Source organism: Herbaspirillum lusitanum (genome assembly GCF_046025995.1).
GTDB classification, from domain to species: Bacteria; Pseudomonadota; Gammaproteobacteria; order Burkholderiales; family Burkholderiaceae_D; genus Herbaspirillum; species Herbaspirillum lusitanum_A.
This window is the reverse complement of the sequence record NZ_JAQQFM010000002.1, coordinates 394,386-420,638: the sequence shown is the minus strand read 5'-3', so window position 1 is coordinate 420,638 and position 26,253 is coordinate 394,386. Positions and strand designations below refer to the sequence as shown.

23 protein-coding genes and 3 tRNA genes are annotated in these 26,253 nt (G+C 59.1%); all 26 read right to left on the bottom strand.

What is annotated here, in order from left to right:
* Window positions 1-36: 36 nt before the first annotated feature.
* The gene (htpX, locus tag PQR62_RS04880) at window positions 37-918 is read right to left on the bottom strand and encodes a protease HtpX (protein WP_408155363.1); all 882 of its coding nucleotides are present in this window, start codon (window positions 916-918) and stop codon (window positions 37-39) included.
* A gap of 275 nt (window positions 919-1,193) precedes the next feature.
* Window positions 1,194-1,598 (bottom strand): hypothetical protein, encoded by a 405-nt coding sequence (locus tag PQR62_RS04875; protein ID WP_408155361.1) that lies wholly within the window; start codon window positions 1,596-1,598, stop codon window positions 1,194-1,196.
* Between the two features lie 388 nt (window positions 1,599-1,986).
* On the bottom strand, window positions 1,987-2,976 hold the full coding sequence (locus tag PQR62_RS04870; protein ID WP_408155359.1) for a sensor domain-containing diguanylate cyclase: 990 nt from the start codon (window positions 2,974-2,976) through the stop codon (window positions 1,987-1,989).
* Window positions 2,973-3,590, bottom strand: a complete 618-nt coding sequence (locus PQR62_RS04865) for a chemotaxis protein CheC (protein WP_408155357.1) — start codon at window positions 3,588-3,590, stop codon at window positions 2,973-2,975. Before PQR62_RS04865 ends, PQR62_RS04870 begins: the two co-directional genes overlap by 4 nt.
* Window positions 3,587-3,970 (bottom strand): response regulator, encoded by a 384-nt coding sequence (locus PQR62_RS04860; RefSeq protein ID WP_408155355.1) that lies wholly within the window; start codon window positions 3,968-3,970, stop codon window positions 3,587-3,589. Before PQR62_RS04860 ends, PQR62_RS04865 begins: the two co-directional genes overlap by 4 nt.
* 328 nt (window positions 3,971-4,298) lie before the next feature.
* Window positions 4,299-4,895, bottom strand: coding sequence for a histidine phosphatase family protein (locus tag PQR62_RS04855; RefSeq protein WP_408155353.1), 597 nt, complete (start codon window positions 4,893-4,895; stop codon window positions 4,299-4,301).
* Between the two features lie 12 nt (window positions 4,896-4,907).
* Window positions 4,908-5,744 (bottom strand): adenosylcobinamide-GDP ribazoletransferase, encoded by an 837-nt coding sequence (locus PQR62_RS04850; RefSeq protein ID WP_408155736.1) that lies wholly within the window; start codon window positions 5,742-5,744, stop codon window positions 4,908-4,910.
* Entirely contained in the window at window positions 5,737-6,771 is a 1,035-nt protein-coding gene (cobT, locus tag PQR62_RS04845) for a nicotinate-nucleotide--dimethylbenzimidazole phosphoribosyltransferase (protein ID WP_408155351.1), read from the bottom strand. Before cobT ends, PQR62_RS04850 begins: the two co-directional genes overlap by 8 nt.
* Before the next feature lie 198 nt (window positions 6,772-6,969).
* The gene (locus tag PQR62_RS04840) at window positions 6,970-7,932 is read right to left on the bottom strand and encodes a chemotaxis protein (RefSeq protein ID WP_408155349.1); all 963 of its coding nucleotides are present in this window, start codon (window positions 7,930-7,932) and stop codon (window positions 6,970-6,972) included.
* 574 nt (window positions 7,933-8,506) lie between these two features.
* A tRNA-Gly gene (locus PQR62_RS04835) sits at window positions 8,507-8,582 on the bottom strand.
* A gap of 14 nt (window positions 8,583-8,596) precedes the next feature.
* Window positions 8,597-8,670: transfer RNA gene (locus PQR62_RS04830), tRNA-Cys, on the bottom strand.
* A 173-nt stretch (window positions 8,671-8,843) separates the two neighbouring features.
* A tRNA-Gly gene (locus PQR62_RS04825) sits at window positions 8,844-8,919 on the bottom strand.
* A gap of 51 nt (window positions 8,920-8,970) precedes the next feature.
* Complete coding sequence (pgsA, locus tag PQR62_RS04820; RefSeq protein ID WP_408155347.1) at window positions 8,971-9,552, bottom strand: CDP-diacylglycerol--glycerol-3-phosphate 3-phosphatidyltransferase; 582 nt, start codon at window positions 9,550-9,552, stop codon at window positions 8,971-8,973.
* 170 nt (window positions 9,553-9,722) lie between these two features.
* Window positions 9,723-11,597 (bottom strand): excinuclease ABC subunit UvrC, encoded by a 1,875-nt coding sequence (gene uvrC, locus PQR62_RS04815; protein WP_408155345.1) that lies wholly within the window; start codon window positions 11,595-11,597, stop codon window positions 9,723-9,725.
* Between the two features lie 58 nt (window positions 11,598-11,655).
* Window positions 11,656-12,690 carry a beta-N-acetylhexosaminidase gene (gene nagZ, locus PQR62_RS04810; RefSeq protein ID WP_408155343.1) on the bottom strand — a complete coding sequence of 345 codons (1,035 nt, stop codon included), beginning with the start codon at window positions 12,688-12,690 and terminating at the stop codon, window positions 11,656-11,658.
* The gene (gene acpS / locus PQR62_RS04805) at window positions 12,687-13,079 is read right to left on the bottom strand and encodes a holo-ACP synthase (RefSeq protein ID WP_408155341.1); all 393 of its coding nucleotides are present in this window, start codon (window positions 13,077-13,079) and stop codon (window positions 12,687-12,689) included. Before acpS ends, nagZ begins: the two co-directional genes overlap by 4 nt.
* Window positions 13,080-13,081: 2 nt before the next feature.
* Window positions 13,082-13,843: a pyridoxine 5'-phosphate synthase gene (gene pdxJ, locus PQR62_RS04800; RefSeq protein WP_408155338.1), complete on the bottom strand. Its 762-nt coding sequence runs from the start codon at window positions 13,841-13,843 to the stop codon at window positions 13,082-13,084.
* 158 nt (window positions 13,844-14,001) lie between these two features.
* On the bottom strand, window positions 14,002-14,862 hold the full coding sequence (recO, locus tag PQR62_RS04795) for a DNA repair protein RecO (RefSeq protein ID WP_408155336.1): 861 nt from the start codon (window positions 14,860-14,862) through the stop codon (window positions 14,002-14,004).
* A gap of 37 nt (window positions 14,863-14,899) precedes the next feature.
* Complete coding sequence (gene era / locus PQR62_RS04790; RefSeq protein WP_408155334.1) at window positions 14,900-15,814, bottom strand: GTPase Era; 915 nt, start codon at window positions 15,812-15,814, stop codon at window positions 14,900-14,902.
* Window positions 15,811-17,013: a ribonuclease III gene (gene rnc, locus PQR62_RS04785; protein WP_408155332.1), complete on the bottom strand. Its 1,203-nt coding sequence runs from the start codon at window positions 17,011-17,013 to the stop codon at window positions 15,811-15,813. The genes era and rnc overlap by 4 nt, the downstream gene beginning before the upstream one ends.
* Before the next feature lie 158 nt (window positions 17,014-17,171).
* Window positions 17,172-18,092, bottom strand: a complete 921-nt coding sequence (gene lepB, locus PQR62_RS04780) for a signal peptidase I (protein WP_408155330.1) — start codon at window positions 18,090-18,092, stop codon at window positions 17,172-17,174.
* Window positions 18,089-19,888: a translation elongation factor 4 gene (gene lepA / locus PQR62_RS04775; protein WP_408155328.1), complete on the bottom strand. Its 1,800-nt coding sequence runs from the start codon at window positions 19,886-19,888 to the stop codon at window positions 18,089-18,091. The genes lepB and lepA overlap by 4 nt, the downstream gene beginning before the upstream one ends.
* Before the next feature lie 356 nt (window positions 19,889-20,244).
* Window positions 20,245-22,155, bottom strand: coding sequence for an ABC transporter ATP-binding protein (locus PQR62_RS04770; protein ID WP_408155326.1), 1,911 nt, complete (start codon window positions 22,153-22,155; stop codon window positions 20,245-20,247).
* 13 nt (window positions 22,156-22,168) lie between these two features.
* Window positions 22,169-23,401, bottom strand: a complete 1,233-nt coding sequence (locus PQR62_RS04765; protein ID WP_408155325.1) for an ABC transporter permease — start codon at window positions 23,399-23,401, stop codon at window positions 22,169-22,171.
* Window positions 23,402-23,409: 8 nt separating this feature from the next.
* Complete coding sequence (locus PQR62_RS04760; protein WP_408155323.1) at window positions 23,410-24,390, bottom strand: ABC transporter permease; 981 nt, start codon at window positions 24,388-24,390, stop codon at window positions 23,410-23,412.
* 8 nt (window positions 24,391-24,398) lie between these two features.
* Window positions 24,399-26,177, bottom strand: a complete 1,779-nt coding sequence (locus tag PQR62_RS04755) for an ABC transporter substrate-binding protein (RefSeq protein WP_408155321.1) — start codon at window positions 26,175-26,177, stop codon at window positions 24,399-24,401.
* Window positions 26,178-26,253 lie beyond the last annotated feature (76 nt).

The window sequence follows — 26,253 nt, the reverse complement described above, 5'->3', positions numbered from 1 at the left end:
AATCGCAGTTGCATCGTCATGACAGGCTCAGCCGAATCAGCGGCCGCGCGCCTGCAGAGCGGCGATACGCGACTCCAGCGGCGGATGGCTGGAAAACAGGCCCATCCACGACTGGCGTCCCGAGATGCCGGAAGCCTGCAGATTTTGCGGCAGACCGTCCGGCTCCATGCCGCCCAGACGACGCAAGGCGCCGATCATCGGGGTCGACGAACCCATCAGCGAAGCGGCACCGGCATCGGCCCGGTATTCGCGCTGACGCGAGAAGTACATGACGATCACGCTGGCCAGAATGCCGAACACGATTTCACAGACCACCACGGTCACCATGTAGCCGATGCCGGGGCCGGACTGCTGATCGTTATTGCGGCGCAGAGCCGAGTCGACGAAGTAGCCGACCACGCGCGCCAGGAACATGACGAAGGTATTCACAACGCCCTGAATCAGCGTCAGCGTCACCATGTCGCCATTGGCGATGTGCGCGACTTCGTGCGCCAGCACGGCTTCGACTTCTTCCTTGGTCATGCCTTGCAACAGGCCGGTCGATACCGCCACCAGCGAATTGCTCTTGCTGGCGCCGGTGGCAAAGGCGTTCGGCGGACCGTCATAAACGGCGACTTCAGGCATCGGCAATTGCGCGCGGGTCGCGAGATTTTGCACCGTGCTCACCAGCCACAGTTCGGTGGAATTCTGCGGCTGCTCGATCACGCGCGCGCCGGTCGACCATTTGGCAATGGTCTTGGACATGAACAGCGAAATGAAGGAGCCGCCGAAACCGATCAGAGCGCAGAAGGCCAGCAGCATGCCGAAGTTGAGCCCGTTGGCGGTGAGGTAACGATTGATGCCCAGCAGGCTGGCGGTGAAGCTGAGCACCAGCATCACGGCAAGATTGGTCACCAGGAACAGAATTATGCGTTTCATGATTATTCCGATAGATGAATAAATAGACAGACGAGTAAATGGATGACAACGGCGACGGGTGAACACGCGCCACCTGTCCAGGCTGCGATGCCGCAATCGGATCGCAGTTAAAACCCAGAAACAGAGAACGCGAAGGAACGATGCCGGGATCGCTGAGCTGCAGGCAATTGAAAGCGCTGAAACGGATCAGTGCGCCTGAGATTCAATCGCTGCCGGTCGGTCTCGCATTTCAGCGCTTCGATGCACTGCAAGGCGAACGCTGCGGCCGGGATCGCTCAGGCTAGCGGAGGCGGCCGCAACAGGCCGAGACTGGAAGATGCAAACGCATCCGGAACAGGAAAGGAATGCGGGAACGATTGCCAGCACAAAGCCGGCGTTGCAGATTGTGCAGGCAAGGTCTGGTCTTCCAGATCGCCCTGCGCTTTCAAACTACCGCCATCATCTTCATCGGCAGCAGGCGGGCTGCCCTCTCCGCTTTGCGAAAACACCTGCAGCGGATCGGCAGAAGCAGCCGCATCGATTGCAGCAAACCGCTCGGCGCCGCTCGGTGTGATCGACATCTGCTGAGCCTGATCCGTTTGCGCAGCCTGCGACAGATGCTCCACTGTTGCCGCGAACAATTGCAGCGGAAACAGCAGCGTGAGCATCATTAGCAGCAGGCGACGTATTGGCGATGGCATCAAACCCTTGGCAATGAATCAATCAATCGTTGGATGAATACCGGCGAAGCGCCGGGTTGGCGGAACACATGGCAGAGAACTTTCGGTCTCTTATATTGCACCGGCAGCCCGATTTTCAAGGTGCGGGACAGCGGCCAAGCAGATGAAGCGAGCAAAAATCAGGCCCGGCCGTGGAAAATCTCAGCCTCAGCCCTCTGCTAAAGCAGGCCGCATTATACGCAAGCAGCCGACGCGAGCTTCGAAAAAGTTACCCACAGAATATGTGATTAAGGCTGTTGATAAGCTGTGCACGCCTTTGTGACAAGCGCAGCCCGCCTGAGTTGCAGACAAATTGCCTGTGACAGTGCCAGGCGTGAATTCAAGCTCGTCGGCGGCGAGAGGCACAATCTCAGCCGGCAGCCACCACCTGGTTGCGCCCCAGTTGCTTGGCGCGATACAGCGCGGCATCGGCGCGCGCCAGCAGACTGCGACCGTCGGCGTCGTGTTCAGGCAGGCCGGTGCAGACACCGACGCTGATGGTCAGATGCGGTCCGGCGCCGGATTTCTCATGCGGCTCGGCACGCACCAGCACGCTGGTGCGCAATTTCTCGGCGAACTCGCGCGCCTCGGCGGCGGCCAGTTCCGGCACCAGCATGATGAATTCTTCACCACCATAGCGCGCGAAGATATCGCTGGCTTGCATCAGTTGCTGCTGCAGCGTCTCCGCCACCAGCTTCAGCACGCGGTCGCCTTCGACGTGGCCGTAGTGATCGTTGTATTGCTTGAAGAAATCGATGTCGATCATGAACAACGACAGGCTGCTCTGATTGCGCCTGGCCTGCTGCAGCGCCAGCGCAAAACCTTCATCGAAGAAACGACGGTTGTAGACGCCGGTCAAGCCATCGGTGACGACCTGGCGCTTCAGTGTTTCCGAATGGGAGAGCAGCATCTTTTCGCGCCGCACCGAGCTGCTGGCATCGCTGATCTGAATCAGGCAGCAATGGCCGCCGGCACTCTCATTCCCGGTTTCACAGGCAATCGGCGTCATGATGACCGACTGCACCATGCGCGCAACCTCGCCATCCGGGCTCAGCATCTGCTCGCTTGCCTGCAGCGGATACAGCGGCAACGGCGATCGGTGCAAAGCACTCGACAGTACCGCCGGCAAGCCATAGCTGATGGCATTGTTGAGCGCCCGCAAAAAACCCGGCGCCAGTTGCTGACTGAACAGCGCGATGAAATTCTGCTGCAGCGCCTGCTCCTGCGACACCCCGCTGTGGCGCACCATCCAGTCATTCCAAAGAACGACCTTGAGGTCGTGATCAATCACGATCAATCCGAGATTGACGTGTCTGATGACCTCTTCGGCAGTGGATTGCACAGGGCCGGCGCGGCTCATGGGATGTTATTCAGATAGCGCTGGATATGCGACACCAGCTTGTTCAGTGAGCTTGAACTGAGCAGGAAAATCAGGTGCCCCTGGGTGTGATGCTTTTCGATGATCAGATCGATGTGCAGTACAAGAATGTAGTTTTCTTCGCCGCCGCTGCCGATCAGGCGCTGCGATATCTCGTCAGACGAGGACACGGTGTAGCTCGGCAAGGTGCTGTTGAGCGTGATGTTCAGCATGTCCGCCATGGCCGACAGACAGGCATTGAGAATGATGTTGCCCAGCTCGCACATGGCTTCCTGCTCGAATTCGGCCAGTTGCTCGATGCTCATCTGCGAGCCCATCATGTCGCGCACGATTTCCAGCGCATGGTCCTCGGTGAACAGCAGCACGGCTTCGGCCTGGAACGGGCCATCGAATACCTGGCCGACCGTGGCAAAGCGGGCCTGCGTCAGCGACAGCACGCGCGCATTGACCTCGTGCGCCTTGAGTACGTCCACCGAGGGCACCGACAGGCGCACTTCATCGCCGACGATTTCGCTCAGGCTGAGTGCCGCACGACCGGCGCCGACATTGAAAATTTCGGTCAGCGCATCGGCTTCGATTTCGCTTAGGACGCTCACGAGGCCCCCGTGAAATATTGGATCGCCTGGGCGATGGATTTTTCGGTAACCGGCTTGGCCACAAAGATTGCGCCGAGCTGCTGGGCGCGGGACTGCGCGGCTTCCTGAATGTTGGCCGAAAATACTGCGATGCGTATTTGCGGATGCTGCTTGAGGATGATTTCGGCGGCGTCGGTACCGAGCATGCCGGGCATGTTGATGTCCATCGTGCAGTAATCGGGCACGCTTTGCGCCACCAGCCCGATCGCCTCTTCGCCGCTGGCGGCTTCGACAATGGCCCAATCGGCATGCAATGCATGGATGTGCGCCTTGATCACCATCCTCGATACTTTGCTGTCATCGACGATCAGAACTGTTTTGGCGGAGATTTCAGATGGCATGGTGTCACTTAGAAAGCGTTGTCAGATGTTCCACATTTTACTATTTATAAATTATTATTCTTATGACATCAAATCAAATTAACTGCAGAAAGTCAGGTAAAGATCACATCCCGCAACAAAAGTGACTATCGGAGAATTCCTTACAAATATTATATTTTTCCAAGAATATTTCCATGCAGCACGATAATGTGATCAACGCCGCCGCGATGAGTGCCCAGTCGTTCTGCACGCCGGACGACAAAATCCGCAGGTCCGCGCGCCGTCACCCCTGACGGCCACAGTTGCAGCACAGAGCTCACGCAAAAATTTTCGCGCCTGGATGTGGGATTTACTTCAGCTGGACAGGCAGAAGCGCGCCATATGCAATCGCATGCGGCGCCGATGCCGCTTGCAATGCGATGTGTGCAAGCGCATCGTCCGGGGCTGGCGACAAGGTGGAATGAGACGATTGCCAGTCGCGATAGGCCAGCACAATACGGATCACGCCGGCATGCGTGATCAGAATGACGTGCTCATGCCCGGTTTGCAAAAGCGCCGTCAGGAATGCACGCACGCGCTGCGCGACCTGCCACAAACTCTCACCGCGTCCCGGGCGGAAATACAACAGATCGGCGCTCCAGGCATCGATCTCCGACCGCGCAATGTCATCCCAGGCTTGCAACTCCCAAGCGCCGAAATGCATTTCCTGCAGGCGCGCATCGTAATCAACGCGGGTATTCAAACGTGCGGCAAGCCCTTCGGCCAGAGCGGAACAGCGCTGCAAGGGGCTGGAATAGATCGGACAGGAGTCGGCTTGCGCCAGCTCTACTTGCAGCGTCTGGATGCACGCCGCCAGATGTTCAGGCGCCACCGGCAGATCGCTGCTGCCGTAGCAAATTCCGGCACCGACCAGCGGTTGCGGATGGCGGATCAGATGCAGCAGCATGACGGCGCCGGCTTACGCGAACTGCAGGAAAGCCGGCACGGCGGCCAGCGCGCCGAGATAAAACGCGACCTCGCTCAGTTGTTGCACGGCGCCCAGACAATCGCCGGTGTATCCGCCCAGCCGCCGCACAAATTTGCGCGCCAGCCAGTAAGCCGCCAGCAGCGCCAGCAGCACGCCGAGCAGCACGCGCTGCCAGGACATCATGCCCAGCGCAATGACGCCGGCAATCGGTAGCAAGGCCGTCAACAGCGCGATAAAGAATTCCTTGCCGCTCATTTGCTGCGCCAGCGGTTTGACCTTGCCCTCTTCGCGTACATAGTCCAGACGCCAGATCAAGGCGGCGGCCAGACAGCGCGACAGCGGATGCGCGATGCCCAGCGCCGCCAGAATCTGAAATGGCAGCAAGGCGTTCAGCGCTGCCAGTTTGACCAGCAGCAGCACGCCGATGCCGATGGCGCCGTAAGCGCCGATGCGCGAGTCGCGCATGATGTCGAGCGCGCGCGCCGTGCTCATGCCGCCGCCGAGGCCGTCGCAGACATCGGCGAATCCATCTTCATGAAAGGCGCCGGTCAGATAAATGCCGGCTGCGGTCGACAGCAACACCGCCACCGGCTGCGGCCAGAATTGCGTTGCCGCGACGTAGACGGCGGCGCTGATCCAGGCCACCAGCCAGCCGACCAAAGGAAAATAACGCGCGGCATGTTGCAGCCATTCGGTTTGAAATCCTACCCAGCGTGGCACTGGCAGGCGCGTGAAAAACTGTAGCGCGACGAAGAACAGGCGTAGCTGGTGCACAGCGGCTTGCTGCAAACCGCCTGAAGATGCTTGCGGAGTCTCGCGCTCAGGCATTTTTCTCACTGACCTGCGCCGAGGAAAAAGTCGCCATCTGCTCCAGAAAGGCCACTGCCGAATGCAACAATGGCAGCGCCAGCACGCTGCCGGTCCCCTCGCCCAGACGCAGATCGAGTTGCATCAGCGGCCGCGCCTGCAGATGCTTGAGCATGCCGCGATGCCCGGCTTCGTCGGAGCAATGCGAAAACAGGCAGTAGTCGAGTATCGCCGGCTGCAAGCGGGCCGCCACCAGCAAGGCCGAGCTCACGATGAAGCCGTCGATCAGCAAGACCATGCGGCGTTGCGCCGCCTGCAGCATGCCACCGGCGATCATGGCGATTTCGAATCCGCCGAAGGTGCGCAAGACCTCAAGCGGCGCATTCGCATCGGCATGCAAGGCTACTGCCGCTTCGATCACCTGCTGCTTGCGCGCCACGCCTTGCGGCGGCAGACCTGTACCGGCGCCAACGCAGGCATGCACCGGGATACCGGTCAGCTTGTGCATGATGGCTGCTGCCGCGGTGGTATTGCCGATGCCCATTTCGCCGAAGCCGATGACATCGCAATCAAGTTCTGCCACAAGCGCCATGCCGTGCGCCAGCGCCTGTGCGCATTGCTGCTCGCTCATGGCCGGCTGTTGCGCAAAATTGCGGGTGCCGCCGGCGATCTTGCGATCGAGCAGGCCGGCGCGCACGCCGAAATCGTGATTGACGCCGGCATCGACGATCTGCAACGGGCAGCCGTGCTGACGCGCAAACACATTGATCGCCGCGCCCTGTTGCAAGAAATTTTCAACCATCTGCCAGGTCACGCTTTGCGGATAGGCGGATATGCCTTCTGCAACGACGCCGTGATCGCCGGCGCAGACGATGATCTGGGTCTTGTCGACGCGCGGCCGCTCACTGCGCTGGATCAGGCCGATTTGCCTGGCGATCTGCTCCAGCACGCCGAGACTGCCGCGCGGTTTGGTCTTGTCGTCGATCAGTTGATCCAGGCGTTGCGCCAGCACGGCATCGCCGGTGCCGGGAATGACAGGTATCTGCATGAAAATCCGGTAGAAGAAAAAAGGCGCAACAACCGGCCGGCGTTGCGCTCACAATGCGGAACAGCGCACAGTATAAGAGATCGGGCTGAAGAAACGTGCATAGTGATTGGGCATGACGGAGCGGTCGGCAATCTCCGCTTGGCCTCAGCAAAAAAACAGCCCGGACATGCCGGGCTGTTTGACTGCCATCCTGTTTGATCAGGCGGCGGACCGATGCAACACACTGCGTATGGTAGCGGCCAGTTCTTCCGCCACGAACTTGGCGACATAGGCATCGCCGCCGACGTTCTTGACGTGATCTTCGTTGGCGGAGCCCGACAGCGAAGAGTGAATGATGACCGGAATCGACTTCAGGAAGTCATCTGCCTTGATATTGCGCGTCAGAGTGAAGCCATCCATTTCCGGCATTTCGAGATCGCTCAGAACGAAGGCAATCTTGTCGCTGATCGGCTTGCCTTCGCGCTTGGCGTCCTGCGCCAGCTTCTGCACCTTGTGCCAGGCCGACAGCCCGGTCATATGCATCTCGAAAGGAATCCCCATGGCGTGCAGGCCTTGCTCGATCAGCGAGCGCGCGACCTTGGAGTCATCCGCTGCAATCGCCACACAGCCGGGCTTGAGCGCTTCGGCGGCGCTAACCGTTTCCAGTTTCATCTCACGCTCGGACGGCATGATCTCATGCAGGATCTGTTCGACGTCGAGCACCTGCGCCAGGCGGGTGGTGTCCTTGTCGGCATCCAGACGGGCAATGCTGGTGACGAAATTGCCACCGGTCTTGGATTCGGCCGACAGCACCTGGCTCCATTCGAGACGCACGATTTCATCCACCGATTCCACCGCAAACGCCTGTGTGCTGCGCGCATATTCGGTGACCAGCAAGATATTGAGACCGGTCTTCGGCACACAGCCGACCACTGCCGGCAAGTCGATCACGGAAATGATCTGGCCGCGCAGATTGACCATCCCCAACATAGGCGACATGGTGCCGGCGGCTTTGGTCACCGTTGGCATTGGTACGATTTCACGAATCTTGAAGACGTTGATGCCAAACAATTCAGAACGCTCGCCCTGCGGATCCGGCCCCAGACGGAACAGCAGCAACTCAAATTTGTTGGACGCCGTCAGATTGGTTCTTTCATCAATCTCTTGCTGGAATTTATCCATGCTTTCCCCCGCTACATTAGCGATTTTATTTAAAGGACCAACCGCCTAAATTTAGATGGGAATCCAATAGATAGCAATGAGACAACTCACAAAAAGCCACAGAATTAGCCCATATTTTCTTGAGGCGACACGCCCTCCCCGAGAAGATTTCCGTACAGCACTTAACTGTCAGCGCTTTGGCAGAAACCTGACTGCATACAGATGGGTGTACGCACAGTGGAACAGCCGCGCGTGGCAAATCAGGCTAAGAGCACATTCCGAAGAAATGGAAGGAGCCCTGCTGGAGGGCGTGAATTATTTTGTCGCCGACCCGCGAAACATGGCGGCTTGAGGATAGCCAGAGGTGCCCGTGCGTTGAACCTGAAAACACCCAGCATCTGAATTGGACAAACCTTAAGAAAACATCCTAAGTATTTTAATTTGCAGCTCATCGGTGCAGATCAGAGCGAAAGATTTCAACAGCGTGTTGAAGAGAAAAATCAGAAAGAAATTTCGGAAGAGAAAAAGAAAATACGAAAATAAAAATGCGGAGCAGAAAATGAAAAAGGAAGCCCGAAGGCTTCCTTTTGCAATATGGAGCGGGAGAAGAGGCTCGAACTCTCGACCTATACCTTGGCAAGGTATCGCTCTACCAACTGAGCTACTCCCGCATGGAGCATTTTTGTGGAGGCGGGGGTCGGGATCGAACCGGCGTACACGGCTTTGCAGGCCGCTGCATAACCACTTTGCTACCCCGCCTCGGGGGACACGTATTCTAAAAGAAAAACGTGTTCTTTGCATACTTCATTTTCGATCGATACCGACCACGCTAAGCACTTGCAAAAACTCCTGCACGTACCGCACGCTGTTGATGAATGCGCACCTATCACAATAAAAAAAGGAAGCTTGTTTAGGCTTCCTTTTTAGTAACCTGGAGCGGGAGAAGAGGCTCGAACTCTCGACCTATACCTTGGCAAGGTATCGCTCTACCAACTGAGCTACTCCCGCATCAACAACAGAACGCTATTATAGAGCCCCCACAGGGATTGTCAACCATCATTACTTATTTTCCTGAACTTTTTTTATCAGCGGCATCGCTTTGCGCAGGTAATACAGCATCGACCACACTGTGAGTACCGCAGCGATCACCAGCAACACCATGCCCCACACGCGTGTGTCGATGAAACCGAAGAGATCGCCGTAGAACAGCAACATGGGAATGGCGATCATTTGCGCCGTGGTCTTGATCTTGCCGAGCGAGCTTACTGCCACCGATTTCGATGCACCGATCTGTGCCATCCATTCGCGCAAGGCAGAGATTGCGATCTCGCGGCCGATGATGATGAAGGCGAAAATCGGATGCACGCGATCCAGATGCACCAGCACCAGCAAGGCGCCGGTGACCATCAGCTTGTCCGCAACCGGATCGAGGAAGGCGCCGAAGGCCGAGGTCTGATCCCAGCGCCGCGCCAGAAAACCGTCAAACCAGTCGGTGGCGGCTGCGACGATGAATACTGCCGTCGAGGCGATACCCTGTTCGTAGCGGTTCAGGCCGATCTCGGGCAAATAGAAAACACCGACGACCAGTGGAATCAACGCTACCCGCAACCAGGTAAGCAAAATGGGAATGTTGAAAGGCATACGTTTGTTTTTATCCGGTACCGGCACGCTTGAAGCGGCCCTGAGAAAAAATTTAACGAGATAGTATCAGAGTAGCTTCCTGCGCGGCTCGCCAAGCGCCCTTGCCTGATTCATGTGCAGGCTCGCCGCATCAACATGTCATGCCCATGTTGATGCGGCGAGCGTAAGCGTCAATGCAACTGGCGATAAATCTCTTCGGCCAGCACGCGCGAGATGCCGTCAACTGAGGCCAGCTCGTCGATGCTGGCATCGGCCACGCCGCGCAGGCCGCCGAAGCGCGCCAGCAATTTCTGACGCCGCTTGGCGCCGATGCCTTCGATCTCTTCCAGCCGCGACGATTGCCGCGCCTTGGCGCGCTTGGCGCGCATGCCGGTAATCGCAAAACGGTGCGCCTCATCGCGGATCAGGGCAATCAACATCAGCGCCGCCGACTCCTTGCCCAACTCCTGGGCCGGCCGGCCGTCGGCAAACACCAGCGTTTCCAGACCGACCTTACGGCCTTCGCCCTTGGCGACACCGACGATCAGACTGATATCCAGGCCAAGTTCGGTCAGCACCTGACGCGCCATTTCGACCTGGCCCTTGCCGCCGTCGATCAGTACGATGTCGGGCATCACGCCATCGCCGTTGGCCACTTTTTCATAGCGCCGCATCAGCACCTGGCGCATGGCAGCGTAATCGTCGCCGGGCGTGATGTCATTGATGTTGTAGCGGCGGTATTCGCCGTTCTGCATGGCGTGATGATGGAACACCACGCACGATGCCTGCGTCGCCTCGCCTTGCGTGTGGCTGATGTCGAAACATTCGGCGCGCAGGCTGTCCAGATCGTCGCTTTCCAGCGCCAGCACTTCGCCCAGCGCACGCGTGCGCGCCTGCTGCGAGCCTTGTTCCGACAACAGCCGCGCCAGCGACAGCTCGGCCCCCTTGTGCGCCATCTCCAGCCATTGGCGGCGCTGGCCTTGCGGCTGAAAGGTCAGCGTGATGCGATGACTGCATTGCTCCATCAGCGCCACCATCAGGGCCGGATCGTCGAACTCGGTGTTGACGATCAAGGCCGAGGGAATGAATTTATCGAGGTAGTGCTGCGCAATGAAGGCCTTGATCACTTCCACCTCGATCGCGTCTTCACCGGTGGCGGCGGCATCGTCCACATGCGTCGGGAAATAAGCGCGGTCGCCCAGATGCCGGCCGCCGCGCACCATCGCCAAGTTGACGCAGGCGCGACCGCCCTGCACCACCACCGCGATGATGTCGATGTCGGCGTCGCTGACGGTTTCCATGCTCTGCTGATGCAATACGCTGGACAAGGAAGAAATCTGGTCGCGCACCGCCGCTGCCTGCTCGAACTTGAGATCGCCGGCGAAGGCATGCATCTTTTGCTCCAGCGCCTGCATCACTTCGGTCTGGCGCCCGCGCAAGAACTTGGAGGCATTCTCGACGTCGATGGCGTAATTTTCAGTGCTGATCAGCTTCACGCAGGGGCCGCTGCAGCGATGAATCTGATGCAGCAGGCAAGGCCGGGTGCGATTGCTGTAGACCGTGTCTTCGCAGGTGCGCAGCAAAAATACCTTTTGCAGAATCTGGATCGACTCCTTGACCGCGCCGGCATTCGGGAACGGCCCGAAATACTGATTGCGCTTGTCCACGGCGCCGCGGTAATAGGCCATGCGCGGATAGGCGTGGCCGGTGATCTTGAGATAGGGATAAGACTTGTCGTCGCGGAACAGGATGTTGAAGCGCGGCCGCAAGGTCTTGATCAGATTGTTTTCCAGCAGCAGCGCCTCGGCCTCGCTGCGGGTCACCGTGGTTTCCAGGCGCGCGATGCGTTCCACCATCATGGCGATGCGCGGGCTGGTCAGGGTCTTCTGAAAGTAGCTGGAAACACGCTTCTTGAGATCGCGCGCCTTGCCGACGTAGAGCACATTGTCTTCGCCGTCGAAATAGCGATACACGCCGGGCAGGTGCGGCAACTTGGCAACTGTCTCCAGCACGATTTCGCGGCGGTTCGGCAGATCGGATAAATCAGGCGGCGATGGCTCGGACATGGCGGATGGCTTGGGCGATAACTTGATTCAGGCGTTCACGCAGACAGGATGCGGCGACTCAAGCCGCCAGCGCCTGCACCAGCTTGCGCGCAGCGAGGTAGCGCGCATCCCGCTGCAGCATGTCCCATTCCAGCGCCGGCGCTTGCGGCACCAGCGCGGCGATGCGCGCAGCGCTTTCCGGATTGATGTCGGGACTCAGGCCATTGAGCAGAACATCGGCCTTGTCGGGCGAATTGCAGATCAGCGCCACATCGCAGCCGGCGCGCAAGGCAGCCTGCGCCGCATCCAGCACGCTGCCGGCAGCACTGGCGCCTTCCATGCTCAGATCGTCGCTGAAGATCACGCCCTGAAAACCGAACTGCTTGCGCAGCAGGCTCAGCCATTTCTTTGAAAAGCCGGCCGGATGGCGATCGACCTTGGGATAAATCACGTGCGCCGGCATCACTGCCGCCAGACTCATGCCGAGCCAGTCGTAAGGTTGCGCGTCGTCGCCGAGGATGTCCTTCAGCTCGCGCTCATCGACAGGAATCGCGACATGCGAATCGGCCGCAGCAAAACCGTGACCGGGAAAATGCTTGCCGCAATTGGCCATGCCGGCCAGCGCCAGACCATGATTGAGACTCTTCGCCAGCAACGTGACCACGCGTGGATCGCGATGAAAGGAGCGATCGCCGATCACGCCCGAGCTGCCGAAATCCAGATCCAGCACCGGCGTGAACGACAGATCAACGCCACAGGCGCGCAGCTCGGCGGCCAGCACAAAGCCGGTGGCGGTGGCCAGTTTGGTGGCCTCCAGCACATCGCGCTCCCACAATTCACCGAGACGGCGCATGGCGGGCAGGCGGGTAAAGCCATCCGTACGGAAGCGCTGCACGCGGCCGCCTTCGTGATCGACCGCAATCAGCACGCCGGGGCGCGCCGCCTGAATCGCGCGGGTCAGTTCGATCAGTTGGGCACGGTTCTCGTAATTGCGTGCGAACAGAATCACGCCGCAGGTCAATGGATGCCGGATACGGCGGATGTCTTCCGCATCCAGGCGCGTGCCCACCACGTCCAGCATGACCGGACCCAGCGTCTTGCTTACTGCATTCATAATTTCTCCACGATGACGAAGGCCACGGCGTACTCCGCTTCGTCGGTGATCGTCACATGCGCGCTCAGGCCCTGCTCTTCCATCCACAGTTGCAAGGCGCCGCTGTAGACCGGCACCGGTTTGCCGCTGGGGGCATTGAGTGTTTGCATGGCGCGCCAGGTCATGGGCATGCGCATGCCCATGCCGATGGCTTTGGAAAAGGCTTCCTTGGCGGCAAAGCGCGTCGCCAGAAAACGGATGCCGCGCGCTTCGACCTTGGCCTTGCGGCGCAGGTATTTCTGCATCTCCTCCGGCCCCAGCACCTTTTCCGCAAAACGGTCGCCGTGCCGGCCGAGCGCCGCCTGCACCCGCGAGATCTGGATGATGTCGGTGCCTATGCCGTAAATCATGCTTACGCCTGACCCAGACGGGCCTTGACCATGATCGCCTTCATTTCGCTGATGGCGTTGCGCCAGCCGACGAAAACCGCGTGCGCGACCACGGCGTGACCGATGTTGAGTTCAGCGATATCGGGAATCGCCGCCACCGCCTGCACATTGGTGTAATGCAGACCATGCCCGGCATTGACCTTGAGCCCGCGCTTGATACCCTCTTCCACACTGCTGCGGATGCGCAGCAATTCGATCTGCAGTTCCTTCTCTTCGGTGACTTCTGCATAGCGGCCGGTGTGCAGTTCGATCACCGGCGCGCCGGCTTCGGCCGCAGCCTGAATCTGCTCTGCATCAGGATCAATGAACAGGCTGACGCGGATGCCGGCCTCTTGCAATTGCTTGATCGCGGCTTGCACCTGCGCGAAATGGCCGACCACGTCGAGCCCGCCTTCGGTGGTCACTTCATTGCGCTTTTCCGGCACCAGGCAGACGTCCTGCGGCTGAATAGTACAAGCGAAATCCAGCATCTCGCTGGTCACCGCCGCTTCCAGATTCATGCGCGTACGCAGCAAGGGGCGAATCGCCTGCACATCGGCATCGCGGATGTGGCGACGGTCTTCGCGCAGATGCAGAGTGATGGCGTCGGCGCCGGCTTCTTCAGCCTGCAAGGCGGCTTCGACCGGATCGGGATAGCGCGTGCCGCGGGCGTTGCGCAAGGTGGCGACGTGGTCGATGTTGATGCCGAGTTCGATGGATGGACCTGCGGGATGCAGAAAGCTCATGATGTCAGTGGCTGAGTCAGTGGATTGATATGGAGTAGTGAGTCGAGGTCGAGGGCGACGCCTGGGAATCGCGTCTTCAGGCAGAGGCCTGAATTGCTTGCCGCTGGAGAGAGAAGCTTATGACTTCCACACGCCGGCATGCAACAACACAAGCGGCTTCAGAGCTGCATCAGATCGATCAGGATCTGGCGCGTATTCAGCTGCGCTCCGCCCAGGTGATGGGCCAACAAAAAGCGCATCAGGAATTTGCTCTGCAACTGCGTGGTGGGATCACTGTAGTCTTCACGCTCCATGTCGAGCAGGGTTTTGCCCGAGACTTTCGGCGCGCGGTCGGAGATGCGTTCCGGGCGCGTGCCCTGCTCCGGATCGACCACATACATGTGATCGGCCAACACTTGCTTGCCGCTGACGGTGCAGAATGCCCAGTTGCCGGCGACCCCGGTCTGCTTGAGCAAGACGCGTTCGAACTGCCGCAACACGATGGGCGCATGCTCGCCATGGGCCAGCTTGTTGAGCGTTGCCACGTAATGGTCGAACAAGGCGGTATGCGCGTCGTCGCGCGCCAGCAATTTGACCAGCAATTCATTGAGATAAAAGCCGCACAGCAGCGCCGATTTTTCCAGCGGCAGCAGACCGCCTACCCATTCGGCATCGGTCAGCGTGCGTATTTCGGATTTGCCGCTCCAGCTCAGCGACAGCGGCTGAAAGGTTTGCAGCGCGCCGCGCAGCTTGGAATGCGGGCGTTTGGCGCCTTTGGCGACCAGCGCCACGCGGCCGTGATCGCGCGTGAAGACGTCGACGATCAGGCTGGTTTCCTTGTAGGGATAGCTATGCAGCACGAAGCCAGGCTGCGCCTGGATGCGATGTTCTTTTTCAGGAACCGCACGGCGCGGCGAAGCGGTTCGCGGACTGCGCGCACGCGTCGGCCTGGCGGTTTCTGTTACCGGGGCAGGCGCCAGCGCGCGCTCTTCCGTCGCAAGGGCTGCCATCGATTGGGACTCTGCAAGTTCGGTAGTCATGGCAATGTCTGAAGAATGTGCGCGGCCGGCGGCGATCTTACTCGTAGCCGTATGCGCGCAGGCCGGCCTCGTTATCGGCCCAGCCGGATTTGACCTTGACCCAGATTTCGAGATACACCGGGCCGCCGAACAGGCGCTCCATATCGAGTCGCGCCTGTGTGGAAATTTCCTTGAGTCGTGCGCCCTTCTGGCCGATCACCATGGCCTTGTGGGTATCGCGCTCGACCAGAATTGCGGCGAATACGCGCCGCAGATTGCCTTCCTGTTCGAATTTTTCAACCAGCACGGTGCTGGTATAAGGCAGTTCTTCGCCGACGAAACGGAAGACTTTTTCACGCACGATTTCCGAGGCCAGAAATTTCTCGCTGCGGTCGGTGATGTCGTCTTCCTCGAACATGGCCGGATTATGCGGCAGCATGCCGCGAATTTCATCCTGCAGACGATCCAGCTGAAAACGCTGCTTGGCCGAGACCGGAATCACTGCCGCGAACTGATGCTGGGCCGCGACTTCCTGCGCGAACGGCATCAGTGTCGCCTTGTCCTTGTTGCGATCGGCCTTGTTCATCACCAGGATGCAGGGCACGTTATTCGGTAGCAGATCCATGACCTGCTTGTCGGCCGGACCGAAGGTACCGGCTTCGACCACGAACAGGATCACGTCGGCCGCGGTCAGCGTATTGGTGACGGTACGGTTGAGCGTCTTGTTCAGCGCATTGCTGTGACGGGTCTGGAAGCCGGGCGTATCGACATAGACAAACTGCGTATTGTCGGTGGTCTGAATGCCGGTGATGCGGTGACGCGTAGTCTGCGCCTTGCGCGAGGTGATGCTCACCTTGGCGCCGACGAGCTGATTCATCAGCGTCGATTTACCGACGTTGGGACGGCCAACAATGGCGATGTAGCCGCAGCGAAAATCGTTGGCGGCGGCGTCTGTTACGAGAGAGTCTGTCATGCGGTCTTGGATTGCGTTGCAGCCGGAGCTGCCGATGGAGTTTCAGTGGCGCCGGAATGTTCGCCGTGATCCGGCAGCTTCGCCGGGGCAGCGGACTTCACGTCGCTTTTTGCTTCAGTTTTGGTGTCTGTCTTGCTTTCTGCGGCCTTGCCCTCTGCTTTTGCATCGGCTCTGGCGTCAGCCTTGGACGCTTCGCTTTTTGGGACAGAAGCGATCAGCGGCTTCACTTCTTTCAGATCCCTGGACTTTTCCTGTGATTTGTCAGCGGCAGCCACAAGCTCGGCCTTCGCCAGCAAATCATCCTTGACCAGCTTGCTGTCGGCGGCTTTCAACTCCGGCTTATTATCTGCCTTCTCAGCCTTGTCTGCAGCCGCAGCGCTTTTTGCCGGCTTGGCGGCAGGTGCTTTATCCAGCTCGGCCGCGACATGCTGCTCGGCATGCGTATCAGGCTGAATCGTGGCGATGCCGGCCAGCTTCAATTGGGTGGTACGGGTGCGGGTCTTGCGCGCTGCGGCCGGCGCCTTGACCAGCGCCAGTTGCACCGCTTCCAGCGCCAGTTTGGCGGCCGCCTGCTCGCCGGCGCGGCGACTGCCGCCGGCGCCGAACACCTGGATATCCAGCTTGGGCACCAGGCATTCGATCTCGAACTCCTGATTGTGCGCCGCGCCATGCGTGGCAATGACGTTGTATTGCGGCAAAGGAATTTTCTTGCCCTGCAGGTATTCCTGCAGCAAGGTCTTGGCGTCCTTGCCCAGTGTCTTGGGATCGACGTGATCCAGAATCGGGATATACAGCGAGCGAATCACATCGCGCGCGGCATCGAAACCGGCATCCAGGAAAATTGCGCCGAACAGTGCTTCCAGAGTATCGGCCAGAATCGAGGGACGGCGGAAACCGCCCGATTTCAGCTCGCCTTCGCCGAGTCGCAGAAACTGCGACAACTCGAGGCGCTGGGCGATTTCATACAGGGATTGCTGCTTGACCAGATTGGCGCGCAGCCGGGACAGATCACCTTCGTCGATCTTGTCGTAACGTTCGAACAACAGCGACGCCACCACGCAGTTCAGAATCGAATCGCCAAGGAACTCCAGCCGCTCATTGTGCAGGCTGCTATGGCTTCGGTGAGTCAGGGCCTGCTGCAGCAATGCAGCGTCCCTGAAACTGTGGCCTAGCCGATTTTGCAAAATTAAAGGTTCCATGTCTTCATCCGTCACTCAGGCTCTTTGCCATCCGCTCATGGGATCTTGCCGGAGCGAAAAACCGCTGGAAGGAAATGCTTTTCGTGCTGCCTCCATACGACGCTGGCGATGCTTGATGGAAACTATCGAGTCAAAGTCAAACTGCGCTGCGCACTGGCTTAGTGGAAGGCGCCGATCCGCTTCAGATTGCCCAGATTCATCCAGACAAAGAATGCTTTTCCGACAATATTCTGGTCCGGCACAAAACCCCAGTAACGACTGTCGAGGCTGTTGTCGCGGTTGTCGCCCATCATGAAATATTCACCGGGCGGCACCGTGCAGGCAAAACCTTCGGCGTTATACGAGCACAGCTCGCGGTGCGGGAAATTGTCCGGATTCGGCACAAAGCTCGGAGCCCGCTCATCATTCAGGATCTTGTGATCCACGCCGGTCAGGTTTTCTTCCAATTGCTTATAGTACGTCAGATTTTCATCATCCAGAAAATCCGGCAGTGTTTTATAAGAAATTTCTTCACCATTCACGGTTAAGCGCTTGTTTTTATAGACAATTTTATCACCAGGCACGCCAACAACACGCTTGATGTAGTCGACGGTCATGTCCTTCGGATACTTGAACACCATGACGTCGCCGCGTTGCGGATCGTTGATGCTGATGACCTTCTTGTTCACAATCGGCAGGCGAATGCCGTAGGTAAATTTATTGACCAGAATCAGATCGCCCACCAGCAGGGTCGGCACCATCGAACTCGATGGAATCTTGAACGGCTCATACAAGAAGGAGCGCAGGAAAAACACCAGCGCAATCACCGGGAAAAAGCTGCCCGAGTATTCGATCCAGGCCGGCTGTTTCAGCAGTTTCGATTCCAGTGCAGCCCGGCCGCCGGCGCTGCCGGCATCGGCCTTGATGCCATCTGCGGACAAGCGCGCGGCGCGGCTGTCGAACTCGGCCAGCGCAGCATCGGCGCGGGCGCGGCGCTGTTTGGAGAAGAAGAACACATCCAGAAACCAGATCACTCCGGTCACGACCATCAGTACAAACAGGATCAATGCAAAATTGCCTAACAGTGACTGCACGCTCATTTGTCTTCCACTTGTAAAATTGCCAGGAATGCTTCTTGCGGGATCTCCACCGAACCCACCTGCTTCATGCGTTTCTTACCGGCCTTCTGCTTCTCCAGCAGCTTGCGCTTGCGGCTGATGTCGCCGCCGTAGCACTTGGCCAGCACGTTCTTGCGCATCGCCTTGACGTTTTCGCGCGAAATAATGGTGGCGCCAATGGCCGCCTGAATCGCCACGTCGAACATCTGGCGCGGGATCAGTTCGCGCATCTTGGCCGCCACCGCACGACCGCGGAACTGGCTGTTGGCGCGGTGCACGATGATCGCCAGCGCATCCACCTTCTCGCTGTTGATCAGCATGTCGACCTTGACCACGTCGGCTGAACGATATTCCTTGAACTCATAATCCATCGAAGCGTAACCGCGCGAGGTCGACTTCAGACGATCAAAGAAATCCAGCACGATCTCGGCCATCGGCATTTCATAAGTCAGCTGAACCTGCTTGCCGTGATAGCTCATATTGGTCTGCACGCCGCGCTTCTGGGTACACAGCGTGATCACCGAGCCGACATATTCCTGCGGCATGTACAGATTGACGGTGACGATAGGCTCGCGCACCTCTTCGATCTTGGACGGCTCCGGCATTTTCGACGGGTTGTCCACCATCAGGATGGTGCCCGCACCGTCACGCATCACGACCTCGTAGACCACGGTAGGCGCCGTCGTGATGAGATCCATGTCGAACTCGCGCTCGAGACGTTCCTGCACGATTTCCATGTGCAGCAAGCCGAGAAAGCCGCAGCGGAAGCCAAAGCCCAGCGCTTGCGACACTTCCGGTTCGTACTGCAACGCGGCGTCGTTGAGCTTGAGCTTTTCGAGCGAGTCGCGCAAGGCGTCGTATTGATTCGCTTCCACCGGGAACAATCCGGCAAACACCTGCGGCTGGACTTCCTTGAAGCCCGGCAGCGGCTCGGCCGCCTTGTTCGACGCCAAAGTCACGGTATCGCCGACCTTGGCTGCCTTCAGCTCCTTGATGCCGGCAATGATGAAGCCGACCTGCCCTGCCGTCAGGGTTTCGCGCGATTGCGATTTCGGCGTGAAAACGCCGATGCTTTCAGTCAGGTGAGTCGATTCGGTGGCCATCAGGAAAATCTTTTCCTTGGGACGCAGCGTACCGTTGACGATACGCACCAGCATGACCACACCGACATAGTTATCGAACCAGGAGTCGATGATCAGCGCTTGCAGCGGTGCATCCGGATCGCCCTTGGGCGCCGGCACCTTGGCGATCAGCGCTTCGATCACATCCTGCACACCGAGGCCGGTCTTGGCCGAACATGGCGTGGCGTCGCTGGCGTCGATACCGATGACTTCTTCGATTTCAGCCTTGGCATTGTCGGGATCGGCGGAAGGCAAGTCGATCTTGTTCAGCACCGGCACCACTTCCACGCCGAGCTCCAGCGCGGTGTAGCAGTTGGCCACGGTCTGCGCTTCCACGCCTTGCGAGGCATCCACCACCAGCAGCGCGCCTTCGCAGGCGGACAGCGAGCGGCTGACTTCATAGCTGAAGTCGACGTGACCCGGAGTATCGATCAGATTAAGGTTGTAGATCTGGCCATCAAGCGCCTTGTATTGCAAGGCTGCGGTCTGCGCCTTGATGGTAATGCCGCGCTCGCGCTCGATATCCATCGAGTCCAGCACCTGCGCTTCCATTTCCCGGTTCGACAGGCCACCGCATAGTTGAATGATGCGGTCTGCCAAGGTGGATTTGCCGTGATCAATGTGGGCGATGATCGAGAAGTTACGAATATTGTTCATTAAAAGGCAGAAAACGATGAAAAAAGGCGCTCTGTAGCGGGTAACCCCAGCCGAGCGCCTTAGCAGAGCTTGTTCGACCCCGCATTCTACCGGATTTCAGTGCCTTCAGCCCGCTTTTCACAGCCGGGGACAGGCCGGCGCTTGCCCGCGGACAAGACGAAAGCCGGAGCGGATAAGGAACAATGAAAAATATGGCGGAGAAATAGCGCTCTGGGCAATTGCATGCGCCGCAGGTTGACGGTCTTCATTACCCAGGGAGACAAATATAAAAAAACAAATGATTTCCTCGAGGAAATTTTTTGCATTTAGGCAAGAGCCGAACCAAGGCGTACGACATCATCACCAGCCCGAAAATCTCAAGCCCTCAAACCTCGCGGAATGGCCGCCAGCAAGGACTTGGTATAGGCATGCGCAGGCGCCGCGTACAAGGCACGCGAATCGTTCATCTCCACCACCCGCCCCTGGCGCATCACCATGACCTGATCGGCGATGTACTTGATTACCGCCAGATCGTGGGAAATGAAGATATAGCTGAGACCGAACTCCTCTTGCAGATCGCGCAACAGATTGAGCACCTGCGCCTGCACCGAGACATCCAGTGCGGAGACCGATTCGTCGCAGATCAGCACTTCCGGCTGCATGGTCAGACAACGGGCAATCGCAATACGCTGACGCTGACCGCCCGAGAACACATGCGGATGCCGATGCAGCGCCGTGACCGGCAAACCGACCCGCAACAGCAGCTGACGCGCCAGTTCGGCGCGCGCTTCATCGCTCTCGCCGATGGAGTGGATGCGCATCGGCTCCATCAGAATCTGCGCAATCGTGAAACGCGGATTGAGCGAGGCATAAGGATTCTGGAAGATGATTTGCAGACGTCGCTTGTAGGGTGAAAACTCGCGCTCCGACATGGCCAGAATATCGCGGCCCTCGAACAGCACCTGCCCCTTGCTGGCCTGATGCAGACGCAGCAAGCTCAGCCCCAGCGTACTCTTGCCGGAACCCGATTCGCCGACCACGCCCAGCGTCTTGCCGCGCTCCAATGTGAACGACACGTCATCGACCGCACGAAATTCCTCGCGCGTGAACAAGCCGGCCCGAGTGGAGAAACTCTTGCTCAGCCCACGTGCTTCCAGCACGATGCGGGTAGTCGCTTGCGCACAGTTCAATTGCGCCAGCGCGGACTCCATGGTGGCGGGCAAACGCAGAATTCTTGCTCCGCGACGAGCCTGCTTTGCTTCGTCTTCGCCGGCCGGCTCCGCTGCAGTCGAAGACAATACCGATGACGCACAGGCAGCGCCGGCCTGTTCGTCAGAAGATGCGCGCAGATAGTCATCGATCACCGGCAGCCGATGCGGGCGTTCATCGAGTCGCGGCCGACAATGCAGCAGAGCCTGGGTATAAGGATGGCGCGGCTGATTGAAAATCTGGCTGACGGCGCCGCGCTCCAGCACCTCGCCGTGCCGCATCACCACCACCTGATCGGCAATTTCGGCGACCAGGGCCAGATCGTGGGTGATGAACAGCATCGACATCTGATAATTTCTGCGCAGGCGATTCAGCAGATCGACAATCTGTTTCTGAATGGTGACGTCCAGCGCCGTGGTAGGTTCATCCGCAATCAGCAGCTTGGGCTCGCAAGCAATCGCCATGGCAATCATGACACGCTGCTGCTGGCCGCCTGAGAGTTCACCCGGGAAGGAATCGATACGGCTGTGCGGCGACGGAATGCCGACTTCTTCCAGCAAGGCCAGCACGCGCTGACGCGCCGCCGCTGCGCTCAGTTGCTTGTGCTGGCGCAATACCTCTGCGATTTGAAAGCCGATGCTCAATACCGGATTGAGCGAACTCATGGGATCCTGAAAAATCATGGCGATCTGCGATCCGCGCAGAGCGCGTTTTTCCGCCTCGGACATCTGGAAAAGATCGCGTCCTTCGAACCAGGCCCTGCTGTCAGCGGCGATCACGGTGTTGTGCGTCGTCAGCAAGCCCATCAGCGACAAGGCGCTGACCGACTTGCCGCTACCCGATTCGCCGACCAGCGCGACCACGCTATTGCGCGCTACCTCGAAGGACATTCCGCACACCGCCTGATGCACGCCTTCCCAGCCGCTCGCCCCCGATTTGCGCTCGCGGCGCGCTTGGCGGAAACCGATTTTCAGATCCGTGACCCGCAGCAACGGCAAGCTGCTGACTTCGCCGCCGGGAAGATCGACACCGCTATCGGCGGTCAGGGCATTTGACTGAAGTTGATTCTCTGAACTCATCTCGGGCCTCATTTCACTTCAATTTAGGATCGAGCGCATCGCGCAAGGCATCGGTCAGCAGCGAGAACGCGGTGACCAGCACGGCCATGGCGACGCTGGCGGCGACCATCTGCCACCACTTGCCGAGGATCAGTTCGTTCTGCGCTTCGTTGAGCATGCTGCCCCAGGACACCGAGCCGACCGGCACGCCGAAACCAAGAAAACTCAGCACCACTTCCGACTTGATGAAACCGACCACCAGAATCGACAGCTGTACCAGTACCACGTGGCTGACATTGGGAAAAATGTGCGTGAACAGGCGGCTGGCATGCGAAGCACCGATGGCCTGCGCCGCCATCACGTATTCACGCGATTTGTGCTTGATGTATTCGGCGCGCATCAGACGGTAGGTGCCGGTCCATCCGGTCAAACCCAGGATCAGCACAATGGCGCCGGTGCCCTTCTGCTGCAGCACGGCGGCCACCGCCAGCACCAGCAACAAATAGGGAATCGCCGTAAAGACGTTGTAGAACCAGTTGAACAGATCATCAACCCAACCGCCGAAATAGCCGGATACTGCGCCGAACAGTGTACCCAGCGCTACCGCCAGCAAGGCGGCGACCAATCCCACCACGATCGAGGTCTGCGCGCCCTTGATGGTTTTCTTGATGATGTCGTGGCCCCACTTGTCCGCGCCAAACAGCAATTGCTCGTGCCGGGCTCCGGCTACTGCACCGGCTTGCTGCGCCATGCCCTTGCGGATCTCGGCCAATTCCTGCCGCAGAGGATCGACCACGCCGTAGTAATCGGCATCCGACAATATCGTGCCGGATGCCGGCTTGCCGTGCTCGGCGCGCAACTCTCTCAGAATATTGCGCAAGGGATCGCGCGGATTGTCGCCCGGTAGCGCGGGCGAAGCATCGCCGTATTGCACCGGGTTGCCGGCCTTGGCCGCGACTGCATCCGCCGCCGGCTGCGTCAGAAAGGATGGCGGCGCATAAGCCACGGCGACTTCATCATCCCAGTCGCCGGCGACCAGACCGCTGCCCGACAAGGCCAACAAAAGCAAGTAGGCGGCCACGATGGCCAGCGATATCACGCCGACGCGATCGCCGAGCAAGCGATGCCAGGCCTGTTGCCAGAGACCGGCGCCGGATAGGCGCTCATCGACACCGGCCGGATTATCGGCAAGCCCGGCATCGGCATTGATGCCCACTACGCCCAGACCGCGCGACGAGAATGAAAACAGATTTTTCAGATATGTCATTCCTGATCCTATTTCAATTGCACGCGCGGATCGATCGCCTTGTACAGCAGATCAGTCGCCAGATTGAACAGCATGGTGGCGGCCGCCACATACACCGTGACCGCCTTGATCACCGGAAAATCGCTCTGCTCGACCGCCAGAATGACTTCCCTGCCGATGCCCGGAATCGAGAAGAAGCGCTCGATCAGAAACGCGCCGATCAGCAGCGCCGGCAAGTTGGACATGACATTGGTGAGAATGGGAATTGCGGCGTTGCGCAGCACATGCACCCACACGATGCGGCGCTCGCTCAGGCCCTTGGCGCGAGCGGTACGCACATAGTCGTGCGAGGTTTCGTCAAGAATGAAACTGCGATACAGGCGCAGGCTCGGCGCCAGGCTTACCAACGTGCCGATCAGAATCGGCAAGGCGGCGTAGCGCAGCAGATTGGTCAGGAAATCGTCACCCCAACCCTGTACCGGAAACAAGCCCAGCTTGTAGGCGAACCAATACTGAAACACGATGATGTAGACCAGAATGCTGATCGACATGCCGACCGTGCAGGCAATCATGATGGCGCGATCGGTCAGCGAACCGCGTGCAAAGGCGATCACCAGCGCCAGGCCGACGCCTAATACTGTCTCCAGTATTGTCATCGGAATCAGCAGCGTCAGGGACGGGCCGAGGCGCGTCTGCAAAATGCGCGACACCGGCTCTCCGGTGCTCCAGCTGTTGCCGAAGTCGAACGTGAGAATCTGCTTGATGAAGATCCACAGCTGCATCGGATACGACTGATCGGTACCCAATTGGCGACGGACGTTGGCAATCTGTTCGGCGCTGGACATCTTGCCGGCCAGAATATAGGCCGGGTCGCCGCCCACCCAGTTGAACAGCAGGAACACCAGCAGAACCACGCCCAGCATGGTGGGCAGCATCTGCCACAGACGCCGGAGCAGATACGCCGGGGTGCCGGGGCCGAACACACTGCCGGCGAGGGATTTGAAGGACATGTAGTCTCCTAGCGCTTGTCGATATCGAGATACAGCCATTCGGCGTAGAGCAGCGGATTGCGCTTGTAGCCGATCACGCGCGGCTGCGCCAGCATGTTGCGATAGCGCGCGTAGCCGATCATGACCGGCGAATACACTTCCAGCAGGCGCGCCATCTTGTGGAACAAGAGATCGCGCTCGGGGCCGGCCGGCATTTTCTGGCTCTCGGCATAAAGCGCATCGAATTCGGGTATCGCGACGCACCCGCTATTGTTCTGGCCGATATTCGGGCCGGCAAACAGTTGCATGAAGTTGTCGCCATCCGGGTAGTCGGCGCCCCACCCAAGGGTACGCGTCTGCAGGCTGCATTCTTTGTCGGCCTTGAGCATGGCCGGAAAAGTGCGGACGTCTTCGCTCATGCGTATGCGCAGACTCTCGTAGGTCTTTTTCCAGGTCTCTGCCGTCAGCTTGCCGAAGCCCTCGGCCAGTCTCGAATAGCGGATCAGCAGCGGGCTGCCGTCGGGCTGGGTGCGCCAGCCGTCGGCGCCGACCTTGTAGCCGAAACGATCCAGCAGCTGGTTAGCTTCCTTGGGCGCATACCTGATGCTGCTGCGATAGTCAGGATCGTAGCCGATTACGCCCGGCGGAATCGGATACTGCAAGACCTTGGCCTGATCGTTGAGCACCACATCGACTTCGCGCTCGCTGTCGTGCGCCATGGTGATGGCGCGCCGCAAGGCGATCTTTTCCTTGCTCAGACCACCGACGATGGGGTCGCGCATGTTCCAGAACACGTAGCTGATTTCAGGATCGATGCCGCGCGACAGATAAATACCCCGGGCTGCAAGTTCAGGCTTGAGTTTGCCATCGTCCAGAGCCTGCGGCGCCAGGCCGCCTTCCAATTGCAGCAGATCGATCTGATCCTGCTGAAACGACAGCCAGCGCGCCTGATCCTCGACGATCACACTGAGTTCAATGCGGCCGATCTGCGGCATGCGCTTGCCATGCATGCGCGCCACGATCTCCGAATCGACGGCATCGCTGCCCGGTTTGAAATTCCAGATGAAACCGCGATAGCCCGGATTGGCCAACAGCGTGATGCGCGAACCGCGCACCCAGCGACTCAGCGCATAGGCCCCGGTGCCGACCGGATGGGCGGCAACCTGCCCGTTTTCATCCTGATATTTTTCAACCACTTCGCGCGCCATCGGCGAGGACGGCTGGTGCGCCAGCATCATGACGAAATTGAAATCCGGCTGCGTCAATTGCACTCGCAAGGTATAGCGATCCAGCAATTGCAGGCCGGCCAGCGGACTGTCGTAATTGACCTTGCCGTCGCGCAGCGACTTGCTCCAGGCCTGCATGCCCAGAATCTTGCCATCGAAAATCCACATGTTCGGCGAGCGCAGACGCGGGTCGAACAGGCGCTGCCAGGCATAGACATAGTCCTGCATGGTCAGCTCGCGGCGCTTGCCGCCGAACGCTGCATCATCGGCAAAGTAGATGCCTTTCTTCAAGCGTATGGTGTAGGTCTTGCCATCGGCAGAGACTTCGGGCAAGGCCTCCGCCGTCAAGGGCACCAACCTGGCCGGACTCGCCAGATAGTCGTAGGTGTAGAGCGTTTCAAAGATCGATTGCAGGACGCCGGCCGAATACAGATCGTGCGACATCGCCGGGTCGAAACCGGTTTCAGGGCGAATCAGTACATAGCGCAAGACTTTGTCGGGATCGGCAGTGCCTGGCGTCACCGGCTCCGCCGCGACAGCGCCGTTTGCCGCCAGCGCAATCCCCAACAAGAACGGCCACATCCAATTGCCAAACCATCTTCTGCAAGGATGCCGGCGCTCGGCCATCACCGCCCTTCGTCCGCATTTTTCATAGATA

Excerpts from the sequence above, each read along its gene's own strand:
- htpX (WP_408155363.1), bottom strand. The coding sequence starts at position 918 with ATGAAACGCATAATTCTGTTCCTGGTGACCAATCTTGCCGTGATGCTG.
- PQR62_RS04875 (WP_408155361.1), bottom strand. The coding sequence starts at position 1,598 with ATGCCATCGCCAATACGTCGCCTGCTGCTAATGATGCTCACGCTGCTG.
- PQR62_RS04870 (WP_408155359.1), bottom strand. The coding sequence starts at position 2,976 with ATGAGCCGCGCCGGCCCTGTGCAATCCACTGCCGAAGAGGTCATCAGA.
- PQR62_RS04860 (WP_408155355.1), bottom strand. The coding sequence starts at position 3,970 with ATGCCATCTGAAATCTCCGCCAAAACAGTTCTGATCGTCGATGACAGC.
- PQR62_RS04855 (WP_408155353.1), bottom strand. The coding sequence starts at position 4,895 with ATGCTGCTGCATCTGATCCGCCATCCGCAACCGCTGGTCGGTGCCGGA.
- PQR62_RS04850 (WP_408155736.1), bottom strand. The coding sequence starts at position 5,744 with ATGCCTGAGCGCGAGACTCCGCAAGCATCTTCAGGCGGTTTGCAGCAA.
- cobT (WP_408155351.1), bottom strand. The coding sequence starts at position 6,771 with ATGCAGATACCTGTCATTCCCGGCACCGGCGATGCCGTGCTGGCGCAA.
- PQR62_RS04840 (WP_408155349.1), bottom strand. The coding sequence starts at position 7,932 with ATGGATAAATTCCAGCAAGAGATTGATGAAAGAACCAATCTGACGGCG.
- pgsA (WP_408155347.1), bottom strand. The coding sequence starts at position 9,552 with ATGCCTTTCAACATTCCCATTTTGCTTACCTGGTTGCGGGTAGCGTTG.
- uvrC (WP_408155345.1), bottom strand. The coding sequence starts at position 11,597 with ATGTCCGAGCCATCGCCGCCTGATTTATCCGATCTGCCGAACCGCCGC.
- nagZ (WP_408155343.1), bottom strand. The coding sequence starts at position 12,690 with ATGAATGCAGTAAGCAAGACGCTGGGTCCGGTCATGCTGGACGTGGTG.
- acpS (WP_408155341.1), bottom strand. The coding sequence starts at position 13,079 with ATGATTTACGGCATAGGCACCGACATCATCCAGATCTCGCGGGTGCAG.
- pdxJ (WP_408155338.1), bottom strand. The coding sequence starts at position 13,843 with ATGAGCTTTCTGCATCCCGCAGGTCCATCCATCGAACTCGGCATCAAC.
- recO (WP_408155336.1), bottom strand. The coding sequence starts at position 14,862 with ATGACTACCGAACTTGCAGAGTCCCAATCGATGGCAGCCCTTGCGACG.
- era (WP_408155334.1), bottom strand. The coding sequence starts at position 15,814 with ATGACAGACTCTCTCGTAACAGACGCCGCCGCCAACGATTTTCGCTGC.
- rnc (WP_408155332.1), bottom strand. The coding sequence starts at position 17,013 with ATGGAACCTTTAATTTTGCAAAATCGGCTAGGCCACAGTTTCAGGGAC.
- lepB (WP_408155330.1), bottom strand. The coding sequence starts at position 18,092 with ATGAGCGTGCAGTCACTGTTAGGCAATTTTGCATTGATCCTGTTTGTA.
- lepA (WP_408155328.1), bottom strand. The coding sequence starts at position 19,888 with ATGAACAATATTCGTAACTTCTCGATCATCGCCCACATTGATCACGGC.
- PQR62_RS04770 (WP_408155326.1), bottom strand. The coding sequence starts at position 22,155 with ATGAGTTCAGAGAATCAACTTCAGTCAAATGCCCTGACCGCCGATAGC.
- PQR62_RS04765 (WP_408155325.1), bottom strand. The coding sequence starts at position 23,401 with ATGACATATCTGAAAAATCTGTTTTCATTCTCGTCGCGCGGTCTGGGC.
- PQR62_RS04760 (WP_408155323.1), bottom strand. The coding sequence starts at position 24,390 with ATGTCCTTCAAATCCCTCGCCGGCAGTGTGTTCGGCCCCGGCACCCCG.
- PQR62_RS04755 (WP_408155321.1), bottom strand. The coding sequence starts at position 26,177 with ATGTGGCCGTTCTTGTTGGGGATTGCGCTGGCGGCAAACGGCGCTGTC.